The following is a 24867-nucleotide window of genomic DNA, read 5'->3' as shown; positions in this document are numbered from 1 at the left end:
TCAGGCGCGCTTGCGTGCAGTGACCTCGATCTCGATCTTCATCCGCGGGTCTGCCAGACCTGCAGAGATCATCATCGCGGCCGGCCTGGTTTCTCCGAAGTACTGGCGCAGCACCGGCCAGCAGGCGGGGAAGTCGTCCGCCCTGGGCAGTACGTAGGTGACGCGCACGACATCGGCGAAGGAGGCGCCGGCCTCTGCCAGGGCCGCGCCGATGTTGCGCAGGCATTGCTCGGCTTGCTCGACCACGCCCTCGGCAATGGTCATGGCCGCGTAGTCGAACCCGGTGGTGCCGGAGATGAACACCCACTCGCCGTCCACCACGGCGCGGGAATAGCCGATGTCCTGCTCGAAGGTCGAGCCGGAGCTGATGAGTCTGCGTGTCATGGTTGGCTTGCGAAGTCGAGGAAATGCGATTCTGGCCCTCAGCACCATCGCGTTCCCATCTCACTTCTTCGACTTGCGCCGGCTCTCGTACTTTCGCCACCAGTACTGGAACTCGTCCTCATGGATCTCGATGTCGATCTCCGAAATCCGCGCCTGCAGAACCTACTCGGACCGGCTCGGGTCCGGGTAGACCAGCGGCCCCCACAGCCTGCGATCGAACGGCTTCCACTGCCCTTCGGCCTGCGCCAGCCGGTCTGCCAGTGCATAGAGCACGGCCGGATGCGCACCCAGTCCCAGGTGACTGGCGATCACCTCGATGTTCTCGGATTGCGGCCCCGGCTCCTCCACGCTGCAGCGCCAGGCGACCACGCCATCGCTGCGGCTGAAGATGGAGGTGGTGGGCACCGGCGGCGTGGGGCGCACGTGCTTCATGCGCCGCGGGTCCTCGGCGCTCTGGCCGCTCACGCCTTCGTAGACTCGCCACGCGTGGGTCGCCCGCGCACTGCCGGTGAAGGGGCTCCCCAGCGTGACGACGCTGCGAACCCATTGCGGATGGCGCGCGGCGAGCAGGCGCGCGTAGACGCCGCCCAGGCTCCAGCCCACCAGGCTGACCTTTCGGCCGCTTTCGGCGTGCAGCGCCTCGAGCTTGGCGATCATGCCGTCCTCGATGCCCTCCCTCGGGCCGAGGTTGCGCCCCAGTCCCCAGCCCTGGGCATCGTAGCCGCGGCCTTCGAGATAGCGCCGCAGCAGCTTGGTCGACATGTCGCTGGCCACCAGCCCTGGCAGCACCAGGACGGGATGACCATCGCCGCGCGGCGTGAGTTGCAGCAGCGGCCACAGCGCCAGCGCGGCGCCGGCTTCCCACAAGGCACGCCCTTCGGCCAGCAGCAGCAGGCGCGAAGGGGGTTTGATCGGTTCACCGGCGGCTGCCATCATGAATGTTCCTTCGTTCTGAGTCACCGCACGCGCGCGCGTGGTTCCTTCTTGTACCGGACTGTGCGGGTTATCCGAGGTATTTGCCACGCAGGTAATCAAGATAAGCCCTCGATTCGCGGGAAACATACGGGGAAACCAGCGTCAGCGTATAGAAGGCCGCAAGCCCGGGATCGGCCTGCCGCAGCGCATCGCGCCCCGGCACGAGCCGCTCGAAGGAGAGCCAGCAGGTGGTGGTGAAGACCATCTGCAGGGCCAGCATCTGCGCCTCTTCGGCCGTCGCCTCGATGACCCCTGCGACGACGAGCGCCTCGCACAGCGATTGCGCAGCCAGCAGGTTCTGCGCGGTCAGCGCCTGTGCTCGCTGGCCCAGCGCCGGGTACTCGCCCGACAGGAAGGCCATGTCGCGGTAGACGAAGCGGTAGGCGTCGATGGCCTCGAAGCGCAGGTGCAGCGCAAGCCACAGGTCGTCGATGGCACGCACCGAATTCGAAGAAGCATTGAGCAGCTCGAGCCGCTCCTCGAAGCGCCGGAACAGGCGATCGACGATCAACTGCTTCGCCTTGAAGTGGTAGTGCAGGTTGCCGGAGCTCATCTCCAGCTCGGCCGCGATGCGGTGCGTGGACACGGCGGCGAGCCCCTGCGCGTTGAACAGCGCCAGGCTGGTCTCGAGGATGCGCTCGCGGGTGGTGGGACTCGCCACGGTCTCGACAGGCTTGTCAGCGTTTGCGGCCGGACTCGATGCGTTCCAGGTGTTCGAGCAGACGCTTGATCTGCTCGCGAAGTTCCTGGACCTCCTGCGCCGTTGGCATGCCCAGCCGCTGCAGGGCCGTGGCGACGCGCTGATCGAACACGTCCTCGAACTTGCGGATACCGAAGCTTTCGAGCGCGAAGCCGCGCGGCGTCCCGTCGCCTTTGGCCTGGCCCATGCCGAGCAGACTCTCGATGACGTTGGTCTGGCGCTTGACCACGTCGTCACGCACGTTGCCCAAGGCCTTGAGCCCGGCTCGCAGCAGGCCTTGTGCGCCTGGCTGCTTGTTGTCTTGCGCTGCCTTCCTGGCGGGCACCAGTTTCTTCGCCGGCGCCGCCTTCTTGCGCGGCGCCGCCGTCTTCCTGGCAACCACGGCCTTCTTGCCGGCGATGGACGCCTTCTTCTTCAGGCTGACAGTTTCATCGCGGCGAGTTGCCATGCGTTGCTCCAGGACAGGTCGATCGGAAAGAGGGCCGGCCGGCGCGCCGTAGCGCTTGCGCTCAGGCGGCCTTGCGGGCGGTGCGCACCGGGCGGCGCACGGCCGTGCGGGCTTTGGTCTTCATGGTCTTGACCGGCGCAGCTTCGTCGGAGGTACCTGCCACGCGACTCTCGATCTGCTTGGCGCCGGCGGCGATGCGGTCAGCGATCTGCACCGAGACAGCGGCGATCGGCTGGTGCAGGTTGCCCAGCGCCTGCAGCACCGAGCCGCCCAAGGGCGACTCGATGCGGGCAGCGGCGTTGGCGGCCGATTCGATACCGCTCGTGGTCGTGCCGGCGATGCGATCCAGCACCGCGACCACGCGACCCGTGTCGATGTCGAGCCGGTTGGCCAGGAAGCCGTTGACCTTCTCCTGCGCGCCGATCAGGCGGGCCTTCAAGGTCTCGCTCACCAGCGGCAGCTGGCGGGCATTGAGGAATTCGCTGGAGCGCGAAGCGGCGCCGTTCAGCAGGCGATGAGCGCCGGCGCGATAGGCGCCGATGAGGGTCTTGCCGGCCTCGTTGTACTGGCCAACCACGTGGACGGCGGCGCTGGAGAAGTTTTGCGTGGACATGACGATTTCCTTGAAGTGGGATGAGAACATGACGCCGGGAACCATCCCGTCATCGCTCGCGTCATGTTTCCGACGCGATGGCCGCATCTTCTTCGCAAAGCCCTAGGCCTTGAAAACTAGAAGCGTCGGATAGTTAGGCCAACTGCCCCAATTTCTTCGAAGTTCGCTACGCGTTGACGCGCAGACCGGCGGGCCCAGCCTCCATGCGGCCGATCGCACAGGCGGCGTCGAAGCCTTGTTCGTGGAACAACGCCAGCACCTGCGCCACGCTGTCAGGTGCGCAGCTCACGAGCAGCCCGCCCGAGGTCTGCGGGTCGCTCAGCAGATCCTGCGCGACCGGCGGCAGCGCGGCATCGAGCTGCACCTCGGCGCCATAGCCGGCCCAGTTGCGGCCCGAGGCGCCGGTGACGAAGCCGTCGGCCGCCATCTCGGCGACACGGGGCAGCAGCGGCACCAGCGGCCAGTCGATCACCGCCCGCAGTCCGGCGCCGCGGGCCATTTCGAGCATGTGGCCGGCCAGGCCGAAGCCGGTCACGTCGGTCAGCGCATGCACGCCCTCGAGCGCGGCCAATGCGATGCCCGGCTTGTTGAGCCGCGTGGTGTTGGCAACCAGCTGCGCATAGCCCTCCGCGTCGAGCTTCTCTTTCTTGAGCGCAGCCGACAGCACGCCCACGCCCAACGGCTTGCCGAGCACCAGCACGTCGCCCGCCTTCGCATCGGCATTGCGCTTGAGGCGTTTCGGGTGCACCAGCCCCATGACGACCAGCCCGTAGATCGGCTCGACCGAGTCGATCGTGTGACCGCCCGCGATCGGGATGCCGGCTTCGCGGCACACCGCCTGGCCGCCGCGCACCACCTCGCCGATGACCTCCAGCGGCAACTGGTTGACCGGCATCGCGACCAGCGCCAGCGCCATGATCGGCGTGCCGCCCATGGCGTAGACATCGCTGATGGCGTTCGTCGCGGCGATGCGGCCGAAGTCGTAGGGGTCGTCGACGATCGGCATGAAGAAATCGGTGGTGGCGATCAGCGCCTGCTCGTCGTTGAGCTGGTACACCGCGGCGTCGTCGGCGGTCTCGATGCCGACCAGCAGCTCGGGCGGGATGATGCCGCTGCCGCTGTTTCGCAGGATTTCCGACAGCACGCCCGGCGCGATCTTGCAGCCGCAGCCGCCTCCGTGAGAAAAGCTGGTGAGGCGGATGGCCGGGGCGGTGATTCGATCGTTCATGGTGTCTCGCTTTCGAGGTCTGGCCAATTATGGTGGCGCGAGCAGATCGCGCAGCAGGCGCCGCACGCATTCACGTTCGGCCACCGGGGTGAACAGCGGCTCGCGCAGCGCGCACTGCGCTGCCAGGCGCGCCGCGAAGGCGGGTTCGGCCGCGAAGCGTTCCATCAGCGCCGCCAGCGCCGCGGCGTCGCCGGCCGGAAAGCAGCCCTCGTAGTCCGCGCCCAGCAGCCCCAGATTGCCGCCGATGCGGCTGGCCAGCACCGGCACGCCCGAGCGCACGGCCTCGATCACGACCTGCGCGCCGCCCTCCATCCGGCTCATGTGCACCAACGCCCGGCCGCGCGCGATCCAGCGCCGCGTCGCGTCGGGCGGGAGCCCGCCGAACCAGCAGTAGTTCGGACACTCGGCCATCGTGCGGCGCGCCGCATCGCCGAGCTCAGGCGCGAGCGCGTCGCCGATGTGGACGATGCGGATCGGCGTTGTCGCGGGCAAGCGGCGCGCGGCGGCCATCAGGGTGAGCGGGTCCTTCTCGTCGCGCAGATGCCCGACCGCAACCAGGTTGAAGCTGCGAACCGCTGCGCCGCGGCGCAGCCGGGCGGCCGACTGCAGGATGACCCGGCACTTCGCGCGCTCGGCCGCGCCGAGGCGATCGAGCGCATCAGGCTGCAGCACCACCAGTTGGCTGGCACACTGCAGCGAATGCCGGGCAGCCTCGTTCTCTTCGATGTCGCGATACACGTCGGTGCCGGTCAGGACCAGCGCGATCGGGCAGCCCGGCCGCGCCGCGCGCAGCTGCGAGATGGCCTCGGCGGAGCGGCGGGCATGCAGGGCGATCATGGCGTCGCAGGCCGTGCCGTTCCAGGACCGCGCGATCTCGACCTCGGCCACGCCCGAGAGAAACGAGGCCCAGCGCGAAGCGGTACGCCAGTTGCCATTGTTCGCATCCGCCAGCGCGGGCGAGACGATCAGCACCCGCGGCTTCTTGCTCATCGGTCGATTCTGGCAGGGCAAGGTCGGCATGGCTGAGGCGCGCACCCTCGCCGGCGACTCGCTCGCAGCCGCACTGCGCGAATGCCGCGCGCGCACGCGCGCCTGGACCTTCGACCTGAGCGACATGCAATGGCGGATGCCGCGCCAAGCCGGCGTGAACCTCGTCGCGTGGGAGTTGTCGCACCTCGCCTGGTTCGGTGAGTTCTGGGTGCTGCGCGGCCCGCACGCGGTCGACGCGCTCGGTCATGTGCAGCCCGGTGCGCCGGCGCGCATCGCGGGGCCCGACGCCCTGTTCGACTCGTCGCGGCTGGCCCATATCGCCCGCTGGTCCGCGCGGCTGCCGACACGCGAGCAGATCGACGCGCGCCTCGATGCCCAGCTCGACGCCTGCCTCGCCGCGCTCGCTACCTGCGAAGGCAGCGACGAGGCCCTCTATTTCCATCGACTGGCGCTTTTCCACGAGGACATGCACGCCGAGGCTTTCGCCTGGCTGCGCGCGACGCTGGGCTACCCCGCGCCCGACGGGCTCGCCGCGCTGCCGCGGCTGGCCGATGCGCCCGCGATCGAAGTGCCCGCCTCGCAGGCCCGCATCGGCTGGCCCGCGGCGCGCGGCGGCTTCGCCTTCGACAACGAACTCGGCGAGCACACGGTCAGCCTGCCGGGCTACGAGATCGACGCCACGCCGGTCACGGCGGGCCGCTACCTGCGCTTCGTGGAAGCCGGCGGGTACGACGATCCGAGCTTCTGGCCCGGGGAGGGTGGGCGCTGGCGAGCGATGCAGTCCCGCAGCCACCCTGCGCGTTGGCGGCGCGTCTCCCGCGTCTCGCAGCAATGGGAGGCGCGCTGGTTCGAACGCTGGCTGCCGCTCGACCCCGCGCAGCCGGTGATCCATGTGAGCGCCTGGGAAGCCGAGGCCTATGCGCGCTGGGCCGGCCGCCGCCTGCCCACGGCCGCCGAATGGGAGCATGCGGCCGCCACGCAGCCCGGCTTCGCCTGGGGCCACGGCGTGTGGGAATGGACCGCCAGCACCTTCGCGCCTTATCCGGGCTTCGCGCCCGGCCCTTACCGCGACTATTCCGCCCCATGGTTCGGTGACCACCGGGAACTGCGCGGCGGCGCCTTCGCCACGCATGCGCGGCTGCACGACCTGCGTTACCGCAACTTCTTCCAGCCCGGCCGCAATGATGTGTTCGCCGGGTTCAGGACCGCGGCTCCTTAAACTGCGGACCTCTTCCCATCCGCGACGCCATTCATGAAACGACACTTCCTCCAGACCCTCCTCTTGTGCCTGCTCGGGCTGGCCGCCGGCCTGTCGGTCCATGCGCAGACCCCAACCACGCTGCGCGTCTCGGCCATCCCCGATGAGGCGCCGACCGAGCTGCAGCGCAAGTTCAAGCCGCTGGGCGAGTACCTGAAGAAGGAGACCGGCCTCGACGTGCAGTTCACGCCGGTCACCGACTATGCCGCCGTGGTCGAGGGCCTGGCCGGCAACAAGATCGACCTGGCCTGGCTCGGCGGCTTCACCTTCGTGCAGGCGAGGCTGCGCACGCAAGGTGGCGTGGTGCCGCTGGTGCAGCGCGCCGAGGACGAGGTCTTCACCAGCAAGTTCATCGTGCCGGTCGACAGCAAGGCGAAGACCCTGGCCGATCTGAAGGGCGCGACCTTCACCTTCGGGGCCCCCTCTTCCACCTCGGGCAGCCTGATGCCGCGCCACTTCCTGCTGCAGGCCGGCATCGATCCTGAAAAAGATTTCAAGACCGTCGCCTACTCGGGTGCGCACGACGCCACGGTGGCCTTCGTGGCGGCGGGCCGGGCCGAGGCCGGCGTGCTCAACGCCTCGGTCTGGGACAAGCTGGTCGAGGCGAAGAACCCGAACGCTTCCAAGGTGCGGGTGCTGGCCACCACCGCGCCCTATTACGACTACAACTGGACGGCGAGGCCCGGCCTCGATCCCGCTGTTCAAAAGAAGCTCACCGAGGCCTTCCTCAAGCTGGATGCGGGCAACCCCGCGCACCGCGAGATCCTCGCGCTGCAGCGCGCCTCGAAGTTCATCCCGACGAAGGCCTCGAACTACGACAGCATCGAGTCGGCGGCCCGCTCGGCCGGGCTCATCAAGTAGGCGGGCCGCGCCGTTGACTGCCGAAGCCGCGCTCACGCTGGAGGACGTCGGCCTGGTCCATGCCAACGGGCAGCGCGCACTGCAGGGCGTGACGCTCCGGGTGCCGCGGGGAGCGCGGGTAGCCATCATCGGTCCTTCGGGAGCCGGCAAGACCAGCCTGCTGCGCATCGCCGCTTGCGCGCTGCGCGCCGGCGAGGGGCGCGTCGAGCTGCTGGGCGAGCGGCCGTGGCAGTTGCGCGCCCGCCCACTGAAGGCGCTGCGCGCGCGCATCGGGCTGATCCACCAGGTGCCGCCGATCCCGCCTCGGCTGCGCGTGATCACGGCGGTGCTGGCCGGCCGGCTGGGCGCCTGGTCGGGCGCGCACGCCCTGGCCTCGCTGATGGTGCCGGGCGACATCGCCGGCGCGCAGGCCGCGCTGGCCCGGCTGGACCTGGCGGACCGGCTGTTCGACCGCTGCGACCGGCTTTCCGGCGGCCAGCTGCAGCGCGTCGGCATGGCGCGCGTGCTCTACCAGGCGCCCGAACTGCTGCTGGCCGACGAGCCGGTGTCGGCGCTCGACCCCGCGCTGGCCGACCTGGCGGTGGGCGAGCTGATCGCGCAGAGCCGGTCCACCGGTGCCACGCTGGTCGCTTCGCTGCACGCGGTGGACCTGGCGCTGAAGTGGTTCGACCGCATCGTCGGCCTGCGTGCCGGCGTGGTGGTCTTCGATGCGCCGGCCGCCGCCGTCAGCCGCACGATGCTGCAGGAGCTCTATGCAACCGAGGGCAGCGCGCTGCCGACCCAGGCGCCGGACTTCTTGCTCGAGGAGCGTCGCGCGCAGGTGCTGCCGGGTCTCTGCCGATGAACGCGGTGCAGCACCCGCCGGCCTTGCGCGACCCACTTGCGCGCGGGCGGCTGGCCGCGCTGCTGCTTGCGATGGTGATGCTGTGGCCGATGCTGGTGATCGCCGAGTTCAAGCCGCAGGCGCTGCTCGCGCCCGGCACATTGCGCGTGATGGGCACCTTCCTGGCCGGCTTCCTGCCGCCCGCCCTGAACGCGGATTTTCTCGGCCTGCTGGCGCGCGCGACACTGGAAACCCTCGCGATGGCGACCGCGGGCATCGCACTCGCCTTCCTGCTGGCAGTGCCGCTGGCCTGCGTGGTGACGCGCTCGCTGTCGATCTCGCGCATCGGGCCCGGCACCGGGCGATGGCGCGGCGCGGGCATCCGGACGGTGGCGCGCGGCCTGCTCACCGTGCTGCGCGCGATTCCGGAACTGGTGTGGGCGCTGCTGCTGGTGCGAGCCTTCGGCCTGGGCCCGGCGGCAGGCGTGCTGGCGCTGGCGATCACCTACGGCGGCATGCTCGGCAAGGTCTACGCGGAGATTCTCGAATCGGGCGACACGCGGCCCGCCCGTGCACTGCTCGAAGCCGGCAGCGGGCGCATCGCCGCGCTGTTCTACGGGCTGCTGCCGGGCGCGGCGCAGGAGCTGGCTTCCTACACCGTCTACCGCTGGGAATGCGCAGTGCGCGCCTCGGTGGTGATGGGCTTCGTCGGTGCCGGCGGCCTGGGCCAGCTGATGGACCAGTCCATGAAAATGCTCAACGGCGGCGAGGCCTGCAGCATCCTGATCGTGTTCCTGCTGCTGGTGCTGATGGCCGACGCCTTGAGCGCGGGCTTGCGAAAGTGGCTTGCATGAGCCGCACGGCCGTTCCGATGGCGAAGGTACTCCAGTGAATTCGATTCGTCCCACGGCCGCCGAACGTGCCCGCGCCGCCGGGCCCTGCCTCGGCTGCATGCTGGCAACCGTCGCAGTGCTGGCCGCGGTGATCGCCAGCTTCCTCTACCTGGGCATCGACTTCCGCGCGCTCGTGGCACGCGAGTCGCTGGTTTCCATGGCGAAGTTCGTGGCCGAATTCTTTCCGCCCGACCTGTCGCCCGCCTTCCTCGCCAAGACAGCCTGGGGCGCGCTGCAGACGCTGGCGGTCTCGGCGCTGGGCACGCTGCTCGCGATGCTGGGCGGCGCCGCGCTGGCGCTGCCTGCATCGGGCCGCTTCGGCCCGGCACTTCGCCAAGCTTCGCGCTTCGTGCTGAACCTGCTGCGCAGCGTGCCCGAGCTGGTGTGGGCCGCGCTGATGGTGCTGGCGGCCGGGCTGGGTCCGTTCGCCGGCGTGCTGGCCCTGGCACTGCACACCAGCGGCGTGTTCGGCCGGCTATTCGGCGAGACGCTGGAGAACGTGCCGCCCGCGCCGGAGCGCGCGCTGCGCGACGCCGGCAGCGGCGCGGTCGCGGCCTTCGCCTACGGCAGCTTGCCGATGGCATGGCCCCAATGGCTGGCCTATGCGCTGTACCGTTGGGAAATGAATATCCGCATGGCCGCCGTGCTCGGCTTCGTCGGTGCCGGCGGGCTCGGGCAGATGCTGTACTTTCACCTTTCGCTGTTCCAGCAGGCGCAGTCGGCGACCGTGATCGGCGCCATGTTCGTGCTGGTCTTCATCGTGGACACGGCGAGCGCCCTCCTTCGGCGCGGCCTGGCGCCCGCCCATGCCTGAAAGGAAGATGACACTTCCGGAGATTCGCCCATGAACACCTTCACCACGGTCGAACTGATCGGCGCTCCCACGGACATCGGCGCCAGCGTGCGCGGCGCCGGCATGGGGCCGGACGCGCTGCGCGTGGCGGACATCGCCGGCACGCTCTCGCGCCTGGGCTTCGAAATCGTGGACCGCGGCAACCTCGCCGGCCCCGCGACGCCTTGGGCCGATCCGGCCAACGGGCTGCGGCACCTGGACGAAGTGGTGAGCTGGAACCGCGCCGTGTACGACGCCGTGGACGGCGCGCTCGGCGCTGGCCACCTGCCGCTCCTGATGGGCGGCGACCACTGCCTCGCGATCGGCTCGATCAGCGCCATTGCATGGCATGCGCGCCGCCGCGGCAAGAAGCTGCGCGTGCTGTGGCTGGATGCGCATTCCGACGTCAACACCGAGCGCACCAGCCCCAGCGGCAACATCCACGGCATGCCGGTCGCCTGCCTGCTCGGGCACGGACCGCAAGCGCTGACCGGCTGGAGCGGCGAATCCGCGGCGCTGGAGCACGATGCGATCCGCTTCATCGGCATCCGCAGCGTCGACGCGGAGGAGAAGGCGGCGATCCGCGCGCTCGGCCTCAATGTCTTCGACATGCGCCACATCGACGAGCACGGCATGCGCACCACCATGACCGAGGCGCTGCAGGACATCGACGAGGACACTCACCTGCACGTGAGCTTCGACCTCGATTGCCTGGACCCGGACTACGCGCCGGGCGTGGGCACCGGCGTGCGTGGCGGCCCGACCTGGCGCGAGATGCAGCTGTGTGTGGAAATGATCGCCGACACCGGCCGGCTCGCCTCGCTCGATGTCGTCGAGCTCAATCCCGCGCTGGATGTGCGCAACCGCACGGCGGAAGTGGCGGTGGAACTCATCGAGAGCCTGTTCGGCAAGTCGACGCTGGTGCGCTGAAGCGCGTCGTCAAATCAGGCGCGCGAACACGCTGGGGAACACGCGCACCGAAAGGCCGAGGCTGCGCCGCACGGCCACGTCCTCCAGCCTCGCCCACTCGGTGGACGAGACCAGCGGCTGGCCGGTCTCGGGCAGCGTGCCCGCATCGCTCTCTTCAAGGGACCGGGCCCACTCTTCAAAAGTGCGCTTTGGATGGCAGGAGGACATCACGCGAAATCTCCATCGACGAACAAGATGGGCGAAGCGTACCGGTCCCTCTCACGCAGCCGCAGTGAATAGTTCACCAAAGAGTACGAAAAGCCAAACGCAACATCACGAACTCCTGAGAATGTAGAACCTTTGAATTCCTCTGGTTCGACGTTCGAAGCCTCGGCGCTTCTGAGAACCCCGCGAAAACGAGCTCGTGGCGACCGCAAAAGAAGATGAACCGTGAACTTTTAAGCGCTCGAAAGTAGTCACATAGTCTTACATTCTTTGGTACTCAATATCAAGAGCGAGGAGCAGGACATGGATGTGAGAAAGATCGGGTTGCTGGTGGAACAACCGTTCGACGGTTCCTACTACTGGGTGATCCACGAGGACGTGCGCCACGACGGCCGCTTCGAGGCGATGCAGCGCGCCGAGCGCCCCTTCGCGACTTATGCCGCCGCGCTCGCGCAGGGTTATGGCGTGCTGCAACGCCTCTGCGGCCTGACCGGCCTGCCGGCCCACGCGGCGCGCTCCGTGTCGATCTGACCCGAGGCTCAGCCCCGCGAGGGCGACAGCGGCACCGGACGCAGCGGCGTATCGGTGCTCGGCGCCGGCAACGCGGGCGGTGCGATGGGCGTGCTCTGCACCGCCTCGGGCACGAGGAAGCGGTCGATCAGGGCGAAGAAGCGATCGTAGAAGCGCTCGTCGGTCAGCGTCTCGCTGGCAACCTTGACCAGCGCGTCATCGCTCGATGAGAAGGGCAGCGACAGCGAACCGAGCGCGCCGACGCCGACGCTCGCCGAGTTGTTGACCTTCTTGAGGCCGTAGCGGTCCTGCAGTGCGCTGGCGAAGGCGATGGTGCTCACGCCCCCGCTGTCGCGCGCGCAGACCACGCGCAGTTCGACTTCCACATGAACCTCGCTGGCAGGCTGGAAGCTCTTGCGGCCGGCCACGAGGTCGCCGTTGGCCGCCGTCACCAGGTAGCCCTGGCTCAGCAGCGCCCGTCGCGCCGCCTCGCAGGTGTCGGCCTGAGATGCGCGAAAGCTGCGCGTGTGGGTGGTGGTCGAATCGAATTCCTCGGGGTCGTAGGAGACCTGCTTGGGGGAAGTGATGCTGCAGCCCGCGAGAACGAGCGTGAACAGCAGCGCGAGGGCTGAGCGGGATAAGAGAGGACGCATGGAGAACAGAAGCCGATATCGGGGCATGGAATGCTAGCGGCACCCCGCCGCCTTTTCGCAGTCCCGATTCGATGCGGGGGGCCGCGCCGCGTTCCCCGACTTCTTGCGACGTTCGCAGCCTGGATGTCCGGCGCAGCGATCAGGGGTAGAGCCCGCGCTCCTGGCGCGCCATGAGAATGCGCTCGCAGGCCACTGCGAAGGTCGCAGTGCGCAGTGTGATCCGGTGCCTGTCGGCGGTGTCCCAGATCTGGTTGAGCGCGTTCATCATGATGCGGTCCAGCCGCTGGTTGATCTCGTCCTCGTCCCAGAAGAACGACGAGAAGTCCTGCACCCACTCGAAATAGCTGACCGTCACGCCGCCGGCGTTGCAGATCACGTCCGGCACCACCAGCACGCCGCGCTCGGCCAGGATGTCGTCGGCCGCCGGCACGGTGGGACCGTTGGCGCCTTCGAGCACGAGCCTGGCCCGGGTCTTCTGCGCGCGTTCGGCGGTCACCTGGCCCTCGAGGGCCGCGGGGATGAGGATGTCGCAGGCCACGTCCCAGAAGGACTCGTTGGCAATCACGTCACCGCCCTCGAAGCCGGCCACCCCTTCGGTGCGCGCCAGCGGCAGCAGGGTTTTCAAGTCGAGCCCGTTGGCGTTGACGATGGTGCCGGTGTGGTCCTGCACCGCCACGATCTTCGCGCCGGCCTCGGCAAACAATTCCGCCGCCACCGAGCCGACGTTGCCGAAGCCCTGCACCGCGATGCGCGCGCCGCGCAGGTCCAGGCCCAGCCGGCGCGCCGCCTCGCGGCCCGTGACGAACACGCCGCGCCCGGTCGCCTTGACCCGGCCGAGCGATCCGCCCAGGTGCAGCGGCTTTCCGGTGACGACGCCGGTTGCCGTGCCGCCCACGTTCATCGAGTAGGTGTCCATCATCCAGGCCATGATCTGGGCGTTGGTGTTGACGTCGGGCGCGGGAATGTCCTGCTGCGGGCCGATGATGATGCCGATCTCGCTGGTGTAGCGGCGCGTCACCCGCTCGAGTTCCTTGTGCGTGAGCTTCTTCGGGTCGACGCGGATGCCGCCCTTGGCGCCACCGTAGGGCAGGTTCACCGCGGCGGTCTTGACGGTCATCCAGGCCGACAGGGCCATCACTTCCTCCAGCGTCACGTCCGGGTGGAAGCGCACGCCGCCCTTGCCCGGGCCGCGCGACATGTTGTGCTGCACGCGGTAGCCCTCGAAGTGGGCGATGCTGCCGTCGTCCATCTCGATCGGCACGTCGACGATCAGCGCGCGCTTGGGGCGCTTGAGCGTCTCGACCCAGCGGGACAGCTCGCCCAGGTAGGGCACCACGCGGTCCACCTGCGAGAGGTAGGTGCCCCAGGGGCTGTTGGGGGTCGGTTGGACGTAGGACAGATCGGCGGCGGACATGGCGCTCCAGGCGTTGTTGCGAAGCGGTGCACGATAGCCCTGCCGGCGCTGCCGCGCCATGGCCTATGCGCAATCCGTCGCGTCTTATGCGCTTGCGGCAAGCAGGGCCGCATTGCCGCCAGCAGCGGTGGTGTTGATGGTGAGCGTCTGCTCCGCGCAAAAACGCACCAGGTAATGGGGACCGCCGGCCTTCGGGCCGGTGCCGCTCAGGCCTTCGCCGCCGAAGGGCTGCACGCCGACCACCGCGCCGATGATGTTGCGGTTGACGTACACGTTGCCCACGTGGGCGCGCGCGGCCAGCGCCCGGGCACGGCTGTCGATGCGCGTCTGGATGCCGAGCGTGAGGCCGAAGCCCAGCGCGTTGATGCGGTCGATCACCGCCTGCGGCTCGCCCGACCAGCGCACCACGTGCAGCACGGGGCCGAAGATCTCGCAGTGCACGCGCTCGATCGAAGGCAACTCGTAGGCATGCGGCGCGATCAGGTGGGGGACGCCGTCGGTCGGGCTGCTGCCGCCCACCAGCACGCGGGCTTCCGAATCCAGGCGCCTCAGGTGCTGCCGGATGCCTTCGCAGGCTTCGCGGTCGATCACCGGCCCGACATCGGTCGAGAGCAGGGCCGGGTCGCCGGCCGCCAGTTCGGCCGCCGCGCCCTGAAGCATGCGGATCACTTCGTCGGCGATGCTCTCGTGCAGGATCAGCAGGCGCAGTGCCGAGCAGCGCTGCCCGGCCGAGCGGAAGGCGCTCTGCACCACTGCATCGACCACCTGCTCGGGCAGCGCACTGGAATCCACCAGCATGGCGTTGATCCCGCCGGTCTCGGCGATCAGCGGCACGATGGGCCCGTCCTTGACGGCCAGCGCGCGGTGGATGGTCTTTGCGACCTGCGTCGAGCCGGTGAACACCACGCCCGCGACGCCTGGCGCCGCGACCAGCGCAGCGCCGACAGTGTCGCCAGGGCCGTGCAGCAGCTGCAGCGCATCGGCCGGTACGCCAGCCGCGTGCAGCAGGCGGACGGCTTCCGAGGCAACGGCCGGCGTCTGCTCGGCTGGCTTGGCAAGCACCGTGTTGCCCGTCGCGAGCGCGGCCGCCACCTGGCCCAGGAAGATCGCGAGCGGAAAGTTCCACGGGCTGATGCAGACCCAGGGGCCGCGCCCGGTCAGCCGCAGCTCGTTGCTCTCGCCGGTGGGGCCGGGCAGCGCGACCGGCTGCATCACGCGCTCGGCCTCGTCGGCGTAGTAGCGCAGGAAGTCGATGGCCTCGCGCACCTCGGCGACCGCGTCGCCCCATGTCTTGCAGGCTTCCTTGACCAGCAGCGCGCAGAAGCGCGGCAGTTGGGCCTGCAGCGCGTCAGCGGCGTGGCGCAGGATGGTGGCGCGCTGCAAAACCGGCGCCTTGCGCCACGCGGTGTAGCTGGCCATCGACTTCGCCACGGCCACGGCCGCCTGCGAAGGATCGAACTCGGCGATGGCGGGCACCACGCAATCCGCATGGGCGGCCAGCAGCGGCGCTCGCATCGAGGCATCGGCCAGGTCCAGCCCGAGGCTGTTGCGCCGCGCCGGTGGCGGGCCGTAGAGGTCGCTGGGCAAGGGCAGCGCGGCGCGGTTGTCCAGCCATAGCGGTGAGACCAGCAGCTCGTCCACGCCGACGTTTTTGTCACCCAGCTGGTTGACGAAGGAGGAATTGGCGCCGTTCTCCAACAGCCGGCGCACCAGGTAGGCCAGCAGGTCCTTATGGCGGCCGACCGGGGCATAGATGCGCACGGGCGCGCTGGTGTGCTTCATCACTTCGCGGTAGATGCCCTCGCCCATTCCATGCAGCCGCTGCAGCTCGAAAGGCGTGTTCCCAGCCATCTGGAGGATGGCCGCGATGGTGCCTGCGTTGTGCGTCGCGAACTGCGGATAGATGGCGTCGGGCGCGGCGAGCAGCACGCGGGCGCACGCGAGATAGCTGATGTCGCTGTGGTGCTTGTGCGTGAACACCGGGTAGTGCGGCAGGCCCAGTTCCTGGGCGCGCTTGATCTCCGCATCCCAATAGGCGCCCTTGACCAGCCGGCACATCAGGCGCAGCTTGTAGCGGCGCGCGAGGACGACCAGATGCTCGACCAGCTCAAGAGCGCGCGTCTGGTAGGCCTGTATGGCAAGGCCGAAGCCGCGCCAACTCGGCCGTTCTGCCGCGACGCGCGCCGCCAGGGCCTCGAAGACATCGAGCGAGAGCTCGAGACGGTCGACCTCCTCCGCGTCGATCGTGAAGTTCAGGCGTGCGTCGGCGGCCAGCTCGCAGAGCTGCCACACGCACGGCACCAGCTCGCGCAGCACGCGCTCGCGCTGCGCGTCCTCGTAGCGCGGATGCAAGGCGCTGAGCTTGATGGAGATCCCGTCGTTGTGCTCGGGCGCGCCCTCGCGGTCCGCGTGCGCGGCGATCGAGCGGATGGCGTTCGCATAGCTGTCGAGGTAGCGCCGCGCATCGGCCTCGGTGCGCGCCCCCTCGCCGAGCATGTCGTAGCTGAAGCGCAGGGCCTGGTGCTTCTGGTGCGCCGAGCGCGCCTCGCTCATCGCCTCGTCGATGGTCTGGCCCAGCACGAACTGGCGGCCCAGCAACTGCACCGCCCGCAAGGTGGCGGCCACTACCGTGCGGGCGCCGACGCGGGCCATCAGGCCCGGCTCGCCGCCGGACTCACCCGGGTCGGGCAGGAACTTCTTCGACAGCGCGATGGCGGAACCAGACAGGCGCGCCAACGTGGAATCGGCGGCGCCCTCGAAATCGGCGCGGCCCAGCTGATCGGCCGTCAGCGCGATGGCGGTCTCGGCATCGGGCACCCGCAGCAGCGCCTCGGCGAGCCGCATCAACGCCAAGCCCTCGGCACTGGAGATCGGGTATTCGCGCAGCAGGCTTTCCATGGCCCAGAAATGCGGAGGATGCTCGCGCACGGCCCGCACCCAGGGTGCGGCTGCGGGGGCGGCCGACGGCCAGTCGAGAGCACCTTTCAACGAAGCCAGGCGATGGGAAACGATCTCGGCTTCGGGCTGGTAGGCAGTGGGCAGGCGCATGACAGGACTCCGGTGGGCGATTTGCCGATGGTCCGCCATTCTTCGCCGAGTGATTCAGCAAAAAAACCCGCCGCAGCTGTCGAGAGGGCGCTCAGCGTGCGCCGAAGATCGCAGTGCCGACACGCACCATCGTGCTGCCCGCCGCAATCGCGGCCTCGAGATCCGACGACATGCCCAACGAGAGCGTATCGACCTCGAGCCCTGCGCCGCGCATCTCCTCGAAGACGGCTGCGGCGCGGAGGAACAAGGCACGTTGCGCCTCGAAATCCGCCGCCGGCTCGGGAATCGCCATCAGCCCGCGCAGGCGCAAGCGTGGCAAGCCAGCAACACCCAGCGCCAAGGCCAGCGCGTCTTTCGGCGCGACGCCGGACTTGTTGGCGCCGCCGTCCACATTGACCTGCAGACAGACCTGAAGCGGTGGCAGCTCGGCCGGGCGCTGCTCGGCGAGGCGCTCGGCGATCTTCAGCCGATCGATGCTGTGCACCCAATCGAAGTGCGTCGCCACCAGCCGCGTCTTGTTGCTCTGCAGGGGGCCGATGCAGTGCCATTCGAGCTCGCCGCGCAGTTCGGACAACGCCTCGATCTTCGCGACGCCCTCTTGCACATAGTTCTCGCCAAAGGCAATCTGGCCGGCGGCGCGGGCCTCGCGCACCGCCTCGGCGGGGAAGGTCTTCGACACCGCAAGCAAGCGCACGCTCGCCGTATCGCGGCCGGCGGCCGTGCATGCGGTCACGATCCGGGCCCGAACTTGCTGGAGCTTGTCACCAATCATCGTCATAATCGTCAAACGTATCAAAACGTCACCGAGGAGCTTCGTGGACATCACCCAACTGCTGGCCTTCAGCGTGAAGAACAAGGCCTCGGACTTGCATCTGTCATCCGGCCTGCCACCCATGATCCGCGTGCACGGCGACGTGCGGCGCATCAACGTCGACGCGCTCGACCACAAGGCCGTGCACGCCATGGTGTACGACATCATGAGCGACACGCACCGCAAGCACTACGAAGAATTCCTCGAGGTCGACTTCTCCTTCGAGATCGACGGCCTCGCGCGCTTCCGCGTCAATGCCTTTAACCAGGCGCGCGGCGCGGCGGCGGTGTTCCGGACCATTCCGTCCAAGATCCTCACGCTGGAGCAGCTCAACGCGCCGAAGATTTTCGGCGACCTCGCCCTCAAGCCCCGCGGCCTGGTGCTGGTGACCGGCCCCACCGGCTCGGGCAAGTCCACCACGTTGGCCGCGATGATCAACTTCCTCAACGAGACCGAGTACGGCCACATCCTGACGGTGGAGGACCCGATCGAGTTCGTGCACGAATCGAAGAAGTGCCTGATCAACCAGCGCGAGGTCGGGCCGATGACGCTGTCCTTCGCCAATGCGCTGCGTTCGGCGCTTCGCGAGGACCCCGACGCGATCCTGGTTGGCGAAATGCGCGACCTGGAGACCATCCGCCTCGCCATGACTGCGGCCGAGACGGGCCACCTGGTGTTCGGCACCCTGCACACCTCCTCGGCCGCCAAGACGATCGACCGGATCATCGACGTGTTCCCGGGCGAGGAGAAGGAAATGATCCGCGCCATGCTGTCGGAGTCGCTGCAGGCCGTGGTCTCGCAGACCCTGTGCAAGACCAAGGACGGCCAGGGCCGGGTGGCGGCGCACGAAATCATGCTGGGCACCTCGGCCATCCGCAACCTGATCCGCGAAGGCAAGGTGGCGCAGATGTATTCCTCGATCCAGACCGGCAGCGGCCAGGGCATGCAGACGCTGGACCAGTGCCTGACGGACCTTGTGCGGCGCAATGTCATTTCCGCCGCAGAAGCCCGCGGCAAGGCCAAGATCCCCGAGAATTTCCCCGGGTGAATATGGCTCACCCCCAGGTTGGCTCACTTCGTGTAGCCGCCCACCCCCTCTCCGGGGGCAACACCAGCGGCCCGGCAAAGCCGGTTCCGCGGTGTCACTTGGCTCATCCCCAGGTTGGCTCACTTCGTGTAGCCGCCCACCCCCCTACCGGGGGCAACACCAGCGGCCCGGCAAAGCCGGTTCCGCGGTGTTACTTGGCTCACCCCCAGGTTGGCTCACTTCGTGTAGCCGCCCACCCCCTCTCCGGGGGCAACACCAGCGGCCCGGCAAAGCCGGTTCCGCGGTGTCACTTGGCTCACCCCCAGGTTGGCTCACTTCGTGTAGCCGCCCACCCCCTCTCCGGGGGCAACACCAGCGGCCCGGCAAAGCCGGTTCCGCGGTGTCACTTGGCTCACCCCCAGGTTGGCTCACTTCGTGTAGCCGCCCACCCCCTCTCCGGGGGCAACACCAGCGGCCCGGCAAAGCCGGTTCCGCGGTGTTTCCCGAATGGGATAACCTTGAATGCCGCGCTCGGCCAGCGACGCCGGCCAAACTGAACCAGGAGTCGTCAGATGGAACGCGATCAAGCCAGCCAGTTCATCAACGAACTGCTCAAGCTCATGGTGAGCCGCAATGGCAGCGACCTGTTCATCACGGCCGACTTCCCGCCCGCGATCAAGGTCGACGGCAAGGTCACCAAGGTGTCGCAGCAGGCGCTGGGCGCGCAGCACACGCTGGCGCTCACGCGCTCCGTCATGAACGACCGACAGACGGCCGAGTTCGAGCGCACCAAGGAGTGCAACTTCGCGATCTCGCCCACCGCCATCGGCCGCTTCCGCGTCAACGCCTTCGTGCAGCAGGGCAAGGTCGGCATGGTGCTGCGGACCATCCCCGCCAAGCTCCCCACCATCGACGGACTGGGCATGCCGCAGGTGCTGAAGGACGTGACGATGACCAAGCGCGGCCTGTGCATCCTGGTCGGCGCCACCGGCTCGGGCAAATCGACCACGCTGGCCGCGATGATCGACTGGCGCAACGAGAACTCCTTCGGCCACATCGTGACGGTAGAGGACCCGGTCGAATTCGTGCACCCGCACAAGAACTGCGTGGTGACGCAGCGCGAAGTGGGCATCGACACCGACAGCTGGGAGGCCGCGCTCAAGAACACGCTGCGCCAGGCGCCCGACGTCATCTTGATGGGCGAGATTCGCGACCGCGAGACCATGGAGCATGCGGTAGCCTTCGCCGAGACCGGCCACCTGTGCATGGCCACGCTGCATGCCAACAGCGCCAACCAGGCGCTCGACCGCATCATCAACTTCTTCCCCGAGGAGCGCCGCGCCCAGCTGCTGATGGACCTGTCGCTGAACCTGCGCTCGCTGATCTCGCAGCGCCTGATCCCCACCGAGGACGGCCGCGGCCGCATCGCCGCAGTGGAGATCCTGCTGAACACGCCGCTCATCACCGACCTGATCTACAAGGGCGAGGTGGGCGAGATCAAGGAGGTCATGAAGAAGAGCCGCAACCTCGGCATGCAGACCTTCGACCAGGCACTGTTCGACCTGTTCGAGACCAACATGATTTCCTTCGAGGACGCGCTGCGCAATGCGGACTCGGCCAACGACCTGCGGCTGCAGATCAAGCTCAACAGCCAGCGCGCGCGCACGACCGACCTGTCCGCCGGCACCGAGCACTTCGCGATCGTCTGAGCACGAAGGCGGCAAGGGGCGATAAGCTCGCCCTCATGAGCAGTCTCAACCCCAAATCCTACGACCCCATTCCGGCGCACCGAACCGCCTTCCTCGGCCTCGGTGTGATGGGCTACCCCATGGCCGGGCACCTCGCCCTGGCCGGCCACAGCGTCGCGGTCTACAACCGCACCGCGGCGAAGTCCACCGCCTGGCAGCAGGAGTTCGGCTCCCAGGCCAAGGGCAGCCTGCGCCATGCGCCCACCCCGCGCGAAGCCGCGGCCGGCGCCGACATCGTGTTCTGCTGCGTCGGCAACGACGACGACCTGCGCTCGGTGGTGCTGGGCGAGGACGGCGCCCTCGCCGGCACGGCCAAGGGCACGGTCTTCGTCGACCACACCACCGCTTCGGCCGACGTGGCGCGCGAGCTGTCGAAGGCTGCGTTGGAACGCGGCGTGCAGTTCATCGATGCGCCCGTCTCCGGCGGCCAGGCCGGTGCGCAAAACGGCGCATTGACGGTGATGTGCGGCGGCGATGCGACGGCCTTCGCGCGCGTGGAACCCGTCATCGCGGCGTTCGCGCGCGCCGTCACGCGGCTCGGTGACAGCGGCGCCGGCCAGCTCGCGAAGATGGTCAACCAGATCGCCATCGCGGGCCTGGTGCAGGGCCTGTCGGAAGCCATCGCCTTCGGCCAGCGCGCCGGTCTCGACATGAACGAGGTACTGGCCGTGATCGGCAAGGGCGCAGCGCAGAGCTGGCAAATGGACAACCGCGGCAAGACGATGGCCGAAGGCAAGTTCGACTTCGGCTTCGCCGTCGACTGGATGCGCAAGGACCTCGGCCTGGTGCTCGACGAGGCCAAGCGCAACGGCGCGCGGCTGCCGGTGACCGCGCTGGTGGACCAGTTCTATGCCGACGTGCAGCAGGCCGGCGGGCGGCGTTGGGATACGTCGAGCCTGATCACGCGGCTGAAATAAGCTCGCCCCCAGGTTGGCTCACTTCGTGTAGCCGCCCACCCCCTCACCGGGGGCAACACCAGCGGCCCGGCAAAGCCGGTTCCGCGGTGTCACTTGGCTCTCCCCCAGGTTGGCTCACTTCGTGTAGCCGCCCACCCCTCACCGGGGGCAACACCAGCGGCCCGGCAAAGCCGGTTCCGCGGTGTCACTTGGCTCGCCCCCAGGTTGGCTCACTTCGTGTAGCCGCCCACCCCCTACCGGGGGCAACACCAGCGGCCCGGCAAAGCCGGTTCCGCGGTGTTCCTGGAATCGCCTATCGGACGGGGGTGGTGATCGCACCGCCGGAGGGCTGCGAAGACCCGGCTGGGGGCAGCGGCTCCATCGGCGGGAGCGGTACGTTGGAGCGCGAGCCGCCCGGCGCTGTACCGGTGCCGCCCTGCTGCGGCTGGCCAGCCAACTCCGCCTCGCTGACAATCTCGACGACGCGCACGACCTTCTGCACGCCGGAGACGCCGCGGGCGACTTCTGTGGCGCGATCGGTCTCGCGCCGCGTGGCCAGGCCCATCAGGTAGACCGTGCCGCGCTCCACGACCACCTTGAAGGAATTGGCGAAGATGTCCTTGGCGTCAAGCAGCGAAGCCTTGATCTTGCCGGCGACGAGGGTGTCGCTGGAGCGCTCCTGGAAGGTGCTGGGCGCGCCGATCGTCAGCTCGTTGACCACCGAGCGCACGTTGTCGACGCGGCGCACCACGTCCTCGACGCGGCGGCGGTCGGCCTCGCTGCCCACCGCGCCGGTCAGAAGCACCTGGCGGTTGTAGCTGGTGACGCTGACGTACATCTGGTCGTTCGCGATTTCGCGCACCCGCGCGCTCGCGCGCAGTTCGATGCCCTGATCGTCGAGCTGCGCGCCTGAGCTGCGGCGGTCGGTCGCCACCATGCCCGCGCCCACCACCGCTGCACCGCCAACCACCAGCGGAACGCAAGCGGAAAGGCTGGCAGCCAGTGCAGCGCCCGCGGTCAAGGCCAGCGCGAGGCGCTGGAGGGATGTCGTCGTCATAAGGAACCTTCCTGTTCTCCGAGTAACTGGGCATCCACGCCGTCGCACAGGCAGTGCAGCACGAGCAGGTGGACTTCGTGGATGCGCGCCGCGCGCTCGTGCGGCACGCAGATCTGGACATCGGTTTCGCGCAGGGCACGCCCGACGGCGCCGCCGGGATTGCTGCTGCTGGCGCCTCCGTTCGTGGCGTTGCCCAGCAGCGCGACGACCGTCATGTCGCGCGCGTGCGCCGCCTCGACGGCGGCCAGCACCGCGGCGGATTGACCGCTGGCGCTGAGGGCCAGCAGCACGTCGCCGCCCTGTCCGAGCGCACGCACCTGGCGCGCGAAGCGGTCCGGGTCGCCGACCTCGGGCGTATCCGCGGTGGGGTCGATGGCGTCGAGCGGCAGCGCGATGGCGCCGAGCCCGGGGCGATCACGTTCGAAGCGGCCGACGAACTGCGCGGCGAACTGCGCCGCCAGCAGGCCGGAGACTCCCGCGCCACACGCCAGGATCTTGCCGCCGCTGGTCACGCAGGCAAGCAGCGCCTGCATGGCCTGGGAGATCGGTTTGCCGAGAAGCGGGCCGGCCTGGTATTTGAGGTCCGCGCTGTCGATGAAGTGCTGCTGGATCCGTTGCTCGAGCATGGGGCGGGATGATAACTGCGGCTCGCGCAACAAAAGGTTATTGCCTCACTTGAGTGCGGCGGCCGGCCCGGGTTCCCCGTTCCGGAAGAACATCAATCGGCATCGAAGGCGGCGCGGATCCATTCGATGTGCGCCTCGACCAGCACCACGTCGAAGCGGCAGGGCGGCAGCGTGCGCAGGCGGCTCAGGTAGTGTCGCGCCGCGAAGACGATGCGCCGCCGCTTCACGCCGGTGATGCTGGAGGCCGCGCCGCCATGGCTTGCCCCGGCGCGATGGCGCACCTCGACGAAGACCAGCGTGCCGTCGCGCGGCTCGCGCATGATCAGGTCGATCTCGCCGCCACCGCGGCCCGGGGTTCGATAATTGCGCGCGACCAGCACCAGGCCGGCCGACTGCAGATGCGCGAGCGCGGCCGCCTCGGCCGCATCGCCGCGCTGCTTGGTGGTGGCCTCGGCCACCTTCTTGTTCTGGAGAAACACCTTTGACCTCCCTCGCCCCTGCTTCCTTCGGCGCAGCCCTTCCGGCAGCGCGCGATGCCGCGGGCGCGCAGCATTATCCCGAAGGCACGCTGTACGTCGTCGCCACGCCGATCGGTAACCTGGCGGACATCACGCTGCGCGCGCTCCACGTGCTGCAGCTGGTCGATGCCGTGGCCTGCGAGGACACGCGGCACACGCAGGGCCTGCTGCGCGCCTACGGCATCGAGCGGCCCGCGGCCAGCCTGCTGGCGCTGCACCAGCACAACGAGGCCGAGGCGGCGCAGGCCGTGATCGCGCGGCTCGCCGCCGGTGAGCGCATCGCCTATGTCAGTGATGCCGGCACCCCCGGCGTCAGCGACCCGGGCGCACGCTTGGCCACCGCGGTGCGCGCAGCGGGCCTGCGCGTGCTGCCGCTGCCGGGCGCGAGCAGCGTGACCACGCTCGTGTCGGCCGCAGGGCTGATCGCTGGCGGCGATGCCGAGAGTGCCTTCGTCTTCGCCGGCTTCCTGCCCGCCAAGCCCGGCGAGCGCGATGCCGCCGTGCAGACGCTCGCCGCCGAGCCTCGCAGTGTGGTGCTGCTGGAGGCGCCGCATCGCATCGAGGCGCTGGCGCGCTCGCTGGCCGTGCTGGGCGAACGGCGCGTGACGGTCGGGCGCGAGCTCACCAAGCAGTTCGAGGAAATCGCCACGCTGCCCGCCGCCGAGCTGCCCGCCTGGCTCGCGGCCAGCCGCGACCGCACGCGCGGCGAGTTCGCGCTGGCGCTGCATCCTGCGCCGGCGGCAGGGGACGACGACGCCGAAGCCCGGCGCGTCCTGCAGTTGCTGCTCGCCGAGCTGCCGCTCAAGAGCGCGGTGCGCCTCGCGGCCGAGATCAGCGGCGCGCCGCGCAACGCGCTCTACGAGCTGGCGCTGCGCCTGCGCGAAGACGAGCGCTGAGCGGGCCCCCGAACGGGCTCACAACCTGCAGCCGTTCTGGGCTTGCACCGCCTCCACGGCCACGCGCGCATGAGGGCGCGTGCAAGATTTGCGCGACAAAAAACGATTTTTTGTTTGCGTCCGGCTCGACTACAGTCCGCGGCACCAAAAAGAATCGAGTTCCCCCAATGAATAAGAAGACTGCTGTATTGCCAGCGCATGCATCGAGCTCGCACGCACCGATGCCATCCGATCGCCATGTGCCGACACGGATGTTGAGCCGCACAGTTCTTGCCGCTTGCCTGTGCGCCGCCGCGCTCGCAGGCCATCCGGCCAACGCGGGTTCCGTGAGTTACAGCTACGACGCGCTGGGCCGACTGGCCAGTGCCGTGTACAGCGACGGCGCCTCCACCACCACGATCACCTACAGCTACGACGCAGCAGGCAATCGCAGCTCGGTCGCGGCCACCTCGTCGTAGTCGGCCGGTTCCCGCTGCACGACAAGCGCGTGCAGCCCGTTCTCGAATAAAAACCCCAGGGAGTTC

General features: G+C 68.9%; 27 protein-coding genes. 12 read left to right on the top strand and 15 right to left on the bottom strand.

Going from position 1 to position 24867, the window contains the following annotated elements:
* From G3W89_RS02750 to senB, 7 genes are all read right to left on the bottom strand, one after another.
* Positions 1–384, bottom strand: a complete 384-nt coding sequence (locus G3W89_RS02750; protein WP_162572663.1) for a RidA family protein — start codon at positions 382–384, stop codon at positions 1–3.
* Between the two features lie 162 nt (positions 385–546).
* Entirely contained in the window at positions 547–1320 is a 774-nt protein-coding gene (locus tag G3W89_RS02745) for an esterase/lipase family protein (RefSeq protein WP_197893520.1), read from the bottom strand.
* 67 nt (positions 1321–1387) lie between these two features.
* Positions 1388–2020: a TetR/AcrR family transcriptional regulator gene (locus G3W89_RS02740; RefSeq protein WP_162572662.1), complete on the bottom strand. Its 633-nt coding sequence runs from the start codon at positions 2018–2020 to the stop codon at positions 1388–1390.
* A gap of 16 nt (positions 2021–2036) precedes the next feature.
* Positions 2037–2507, bottom strand: a complete 471-nt coding sequence (locus G3W89_RS02735) for a phasin family protein (protein WP_162572661.1) — start codon at positions 2505–2507, stop codon at positions 2037–2039.
* 61 nt (positions 2508–2568) lie between these two features.
* Positions 2569–3120 carry a hypothetical protein gene (locus G3W89_RS02730; protein WP_162572660.1) on the bottom strand — a complete coding sequence of 184 codons (552 nt, stop codon included), beginning with the start codon at positions 3118–3120 and terminating at the stop codon, positions 2569–2571.
* A 166-nt stretch (positions 3121–3286) separates the two neighbouring features.
* Positions 3287–4348 (bottom strand): selenide, water dikinase SelD, encoded by a 1062-nt coding sequence (gene selD, locus G3W89_RS02725; protein ID WP_162572659.1) that lies wholly within the window; start codon positions 4346–4348, stop codon positions 3287–3289.
* A gap of 27 nt (positions 4349–4375) precedes the next feature.
* Positions 4376–5338: a selenoneine biosynthesis selenosugar synthase SenB gene (gene senB, locus G3W89_RS02720; RefSeq protein WP_162572658.1), complete on the bottom strand. Its 963-nt coding sequence runs from the start codon at positions 5336–5338 to the stop codon at positions 4376–4378.
* Between senB and senA the strand changes: the two genes are divergently transcribed.
* The 6 genes from senA (at position 5331) to rocF (ending at position 10935) form a co-directional block, all read left to right on the top strand.
* On the top strand, positions 5331–6557 hold the full coding sequence (gene senA, locus G3W89_RS02715) for a selenoneine synthase SenA (protein ID WP_162572657.1): 1227 nt from the start codon (positions 5331–5333) through the stop codon (positions 6555–6557). The two genes, senB and senA, sit on opposite strands and share 8 nt — an antisense overlap.
* A 33-nt stretch (positions 6558–6590) precedes the next feature.
* Positions 6591–7457 carry a putative selenate ABC transporter substrate-binding protein gene (locus G3W89_RS02710; RefSeq protein ID WP_162572656.1) on the top strand — a complete coding sequence of 289 codons (867 nt, stop codon included), beginning with the start codon at positions 6591–6593 and terminating at the stop codon, positions 7455–7457.
* A 13-nt stretch (positions 7458–7470) separates the two neighbouring features.
* Positions 7471–8301: a phosphonate ABC transporter ATP-binding protein gene (locus G3W89_RS02705; protein WP_162572655.1), complete on the top strand. Its 831-nt coding sequence runs from the start codon at positions 7471–7473 to the stop codon at positions 8299–8301.
* Positions 8298–9134 carry a PhnE/PtxC family ABC transporter permease gene (locus G3W89_RS02700; protein WP_162572654.1) on the top strand — a complete coding sequence of 279 codons (837 nt, stop codon included), beginning with the start codon at positions 8298–8300 and terminating at the stop codon, positions 9132–9134. Before G3W89_RS02705 ends, G3W89_RS02700 begins: the two co-directional genes overlap by 4 nt.
* A 97-nt stretch (positions 9135–9231) precedes the next feature.
* Entirely contained in the window at positions 9232–9987 is a 756-nt protein-coding gene (phnE, locus tag G3W89_RS02695; RefSeq protein ID WP_162577293.1) for a phosphonate ABC transporter, permease protein PhnE, read from the top strand.
* 30 nt (positions 9988–10017) lie between these two features.
* Positions 10018–10935 (top strand): arginase, encoded by a 918-nt coding sequence (gene rocF / locus G3W89_RS02690; protein WP_162572653.1) that lies wholly within the window; start codon positions 10018–10020, stop codon positions 10933–10935.
* A 9-nt stretch (positions 10936–10944) separates the two neighbouring features.
* On the opposite strand, the gene G3W89_RS02685 is transcribed toward rocF, so the two are convergent.
* On the bottom strand, positions 10945–11145 hold the full coding sequence (locus tag G3W89_RS02685) for a hypothetical protein (protein WP_162572652.1): 201 nt from the start codon (positions 11143–11145) through the stop codon (positions 10945–10947).
* A gap of 297 nt (positions 11146–11442) precedes the next feature.
* On the opposite strand from G3W89_RS02685, the gene G3W89_RS02680 reads away from it, so the two are divergent.
* The gene (locus G3W89_RS02680) at positions 11443–11670 is read left to right on the top strand and encodes a hypothetical protein (RefSeq protein WP_162572651.1); all 228 of its coding nucleotides are present in this window, start codon (positions 11443–11445) and stop codon (positions 11668–11670) included.
* An 8-nt stretch (positions 11671–11678) separates the two neighbouring features.
* Here the strand turns inward: G3W89_RS02680 and G3W89_RS02675 are convergent, their stop codons facing one another.
* The 4 genes from G3W89_RS02675 to G3W89_RS02660 form a co-directional block, all read right to left on the bottom strand.
* Positions 11679–12302 (bottom strand): DUF2242 domain-containing protein, encoded by a 624-nt coding sequence (locus tag G3W89_RS02675; RefSeq protein WP_232076284.1) that lies wholly within the window; start codon positions 12300–12302, stop codon positions 11679–11681.
* A gap of 139 nt (positions 12303–12441) precedes the next feature.
* Positions 12442–13716 carry a Glu/Leu/Phe/Val family dehydrogenase gene (locus G3W89_RS02670; RefSeq protein ID WP_162572649.1) on the bottom strand — a complete coding sequence of 425 codons (1275 nt, stop codon included), beginning with the start codon at positions 13714–13716 and terminating at the stop codon, positions 12442–12444.
* An 84-nt stretch (positions 13717–13800) separates the two neighbouring features.
* Positions 13801–16764 carry an L-glutamate gamma-semialdehyde dehydrogenase gene (locus G3W89_RS02665; protein ID WP_162572648.1) on the bottom strand — a complete coding sequence of 988 codons (2964 nt, stop codon included), beginning with the start codon at positions 16762–16764 and terminating at the stop codon, positions 13801–13803.
* 91 nt (positions 16765–16855) lie between these two features.
* Positions 16856–17542 carry a YggS family pyridoxal phosphate-dependent enzyme gene (locus G3W89_RS02660; protein WP_162577292.1) on the bottom strand — a complete coding sequence of 229 codons (687 nt, stop codon included), beginning with the start codon at positions 17540–17542 and terminating at the stop codon, positions 16856–16858.
* 37 nt (positions 17543–17579) lie between these two features.
* Between G3W89_RS02660 and G3W89_RS02655 the strand changes: the two genes are divergently transcribed.
* From G3W89_RS02655 to G3W89_RS02645, 3 genes are all read left to right on the top strand, one after another.
* On the top strand, positions 17580–18623 hold the full coding sequence (locus tag G3W89_RS02655) for a type IV pilus twitching motility protein PilT (protein WP_162572647.1): 1044 nt from the start codon (positions 17580–17582) through the stop codon (positions 18621–18623).
* A gap of 551 nt (positions 18624–19174) precedes the next feature.
* Positions 19175–20311 (top strand): PilT/PilU family type 4a pilus ATPase, encoded by a 1137-nt coding sequence (locus G3W89_RS02650; RefSeq protein WP_162572646.1) that lies wholly within the window; start codon positions 19175–19177, stop codon positions 20309–20311.
* Between the two features lie 35 nt (positions 20312–20346).
* Positions 20347–21267 (top strand): NAD(P)-dependent oxidoreductase, encoded by a 921-nt coding sequence (locus tag G3W89_RS02645; RefSeq protein ID WP_162572645.1) that lies wholly within the window; start codon positions 20347–20349, stop codon positions 21265–21267.
* A gap of 292 nt (positions 21268–21559) precedes the next feature.
* On the opposite strand, the gene G3W89_RS02640 is transcribed toward G3W89_RS02645, so the two are convergent.
* The 3 genes from G3W89_RS02640 to G3W89_RS02630 all read right to left on the bottom strand — a co-directional run bounded on the left by G3W89_RS02640 (position 21560) and on the right by G3W89_RS02630 (position 23387).
* Positions 21560–22303: a BON domain-containing protein gene (locus G3W89_RS02640; RefSeq protein ID WP_162572644.1), complete on the bottom strand. Its 744-nt coding sequence runs from the start codon at positions 22301–22303 to the stop codon at positions 21560–21562.
* Positions 22300–22929 (bottom strand): SIS domain-containing protein, encoded by a 630-nt coding sequence (locus G3W89_RS02635; protein ID WP_162572643.1) that lies wholly within the window; start codon positions 22927–22929, stop codon positions 22300–22302. The genes G3W89_RS02640 and G3W89_RS02635 overlap by 4 nt, the downstream gene beginning before the upstream one ends.
* Before the next feature lie 92 nt (positions 22930–23021).
* Positions 23022–23387, bottom strand: a complete 366-nt coding sequence (locus G3W89_RS02630) for a YraN family protein (RefSeq protein ID WP_162577291.1) — start codon at positions 23385–23387, stop codon at positions 23022–23024.
* A gap of 23 nt (positions 23388–23410) precedes the next feature.
* On the opposite strand from G3W89_RS02630, the gene rsmI reads away from it, so the two are divergent.
* Positions 23411–24343, top strand: a complete 933-nt coding sequence (gene rsmI, locus G3W89_RS02625; protein ID WP_162572642.1) for a 16S rRNA (cytidine(1402)-2'-O)-methyltransferase — start codon at positions 23411–23413, stop codon at positions 24341–24343.
* A gap of 167 nt (positions 24344–24510) precedes the next feature.
* Positions 24511–24801: an RHS repeat domain-containing protein gene (locus G3W89_RS02620; protein WP_162572172.1), complete on the top strand. Its 291-nt coding sequence runs from the start codon at positions 24511–24513 to the stop codon at positions 24799–24801.
* Positions 24802–24867 lie beyond the last annotated feature (66 nt).

Origin of the sequence: Variovorax sp. PBL-H6 (assembly GCF_901827155.1) — a bacterium.
Classification (GTDB): Bacteria; Pseudomonadota; Gammaproteobacteria; order Burkholderiales; family Burkholderiaceae_C; genus Variovorax.
This window is presented reverse-complemented; position numbering and strand designations above follow the sequence as displayed.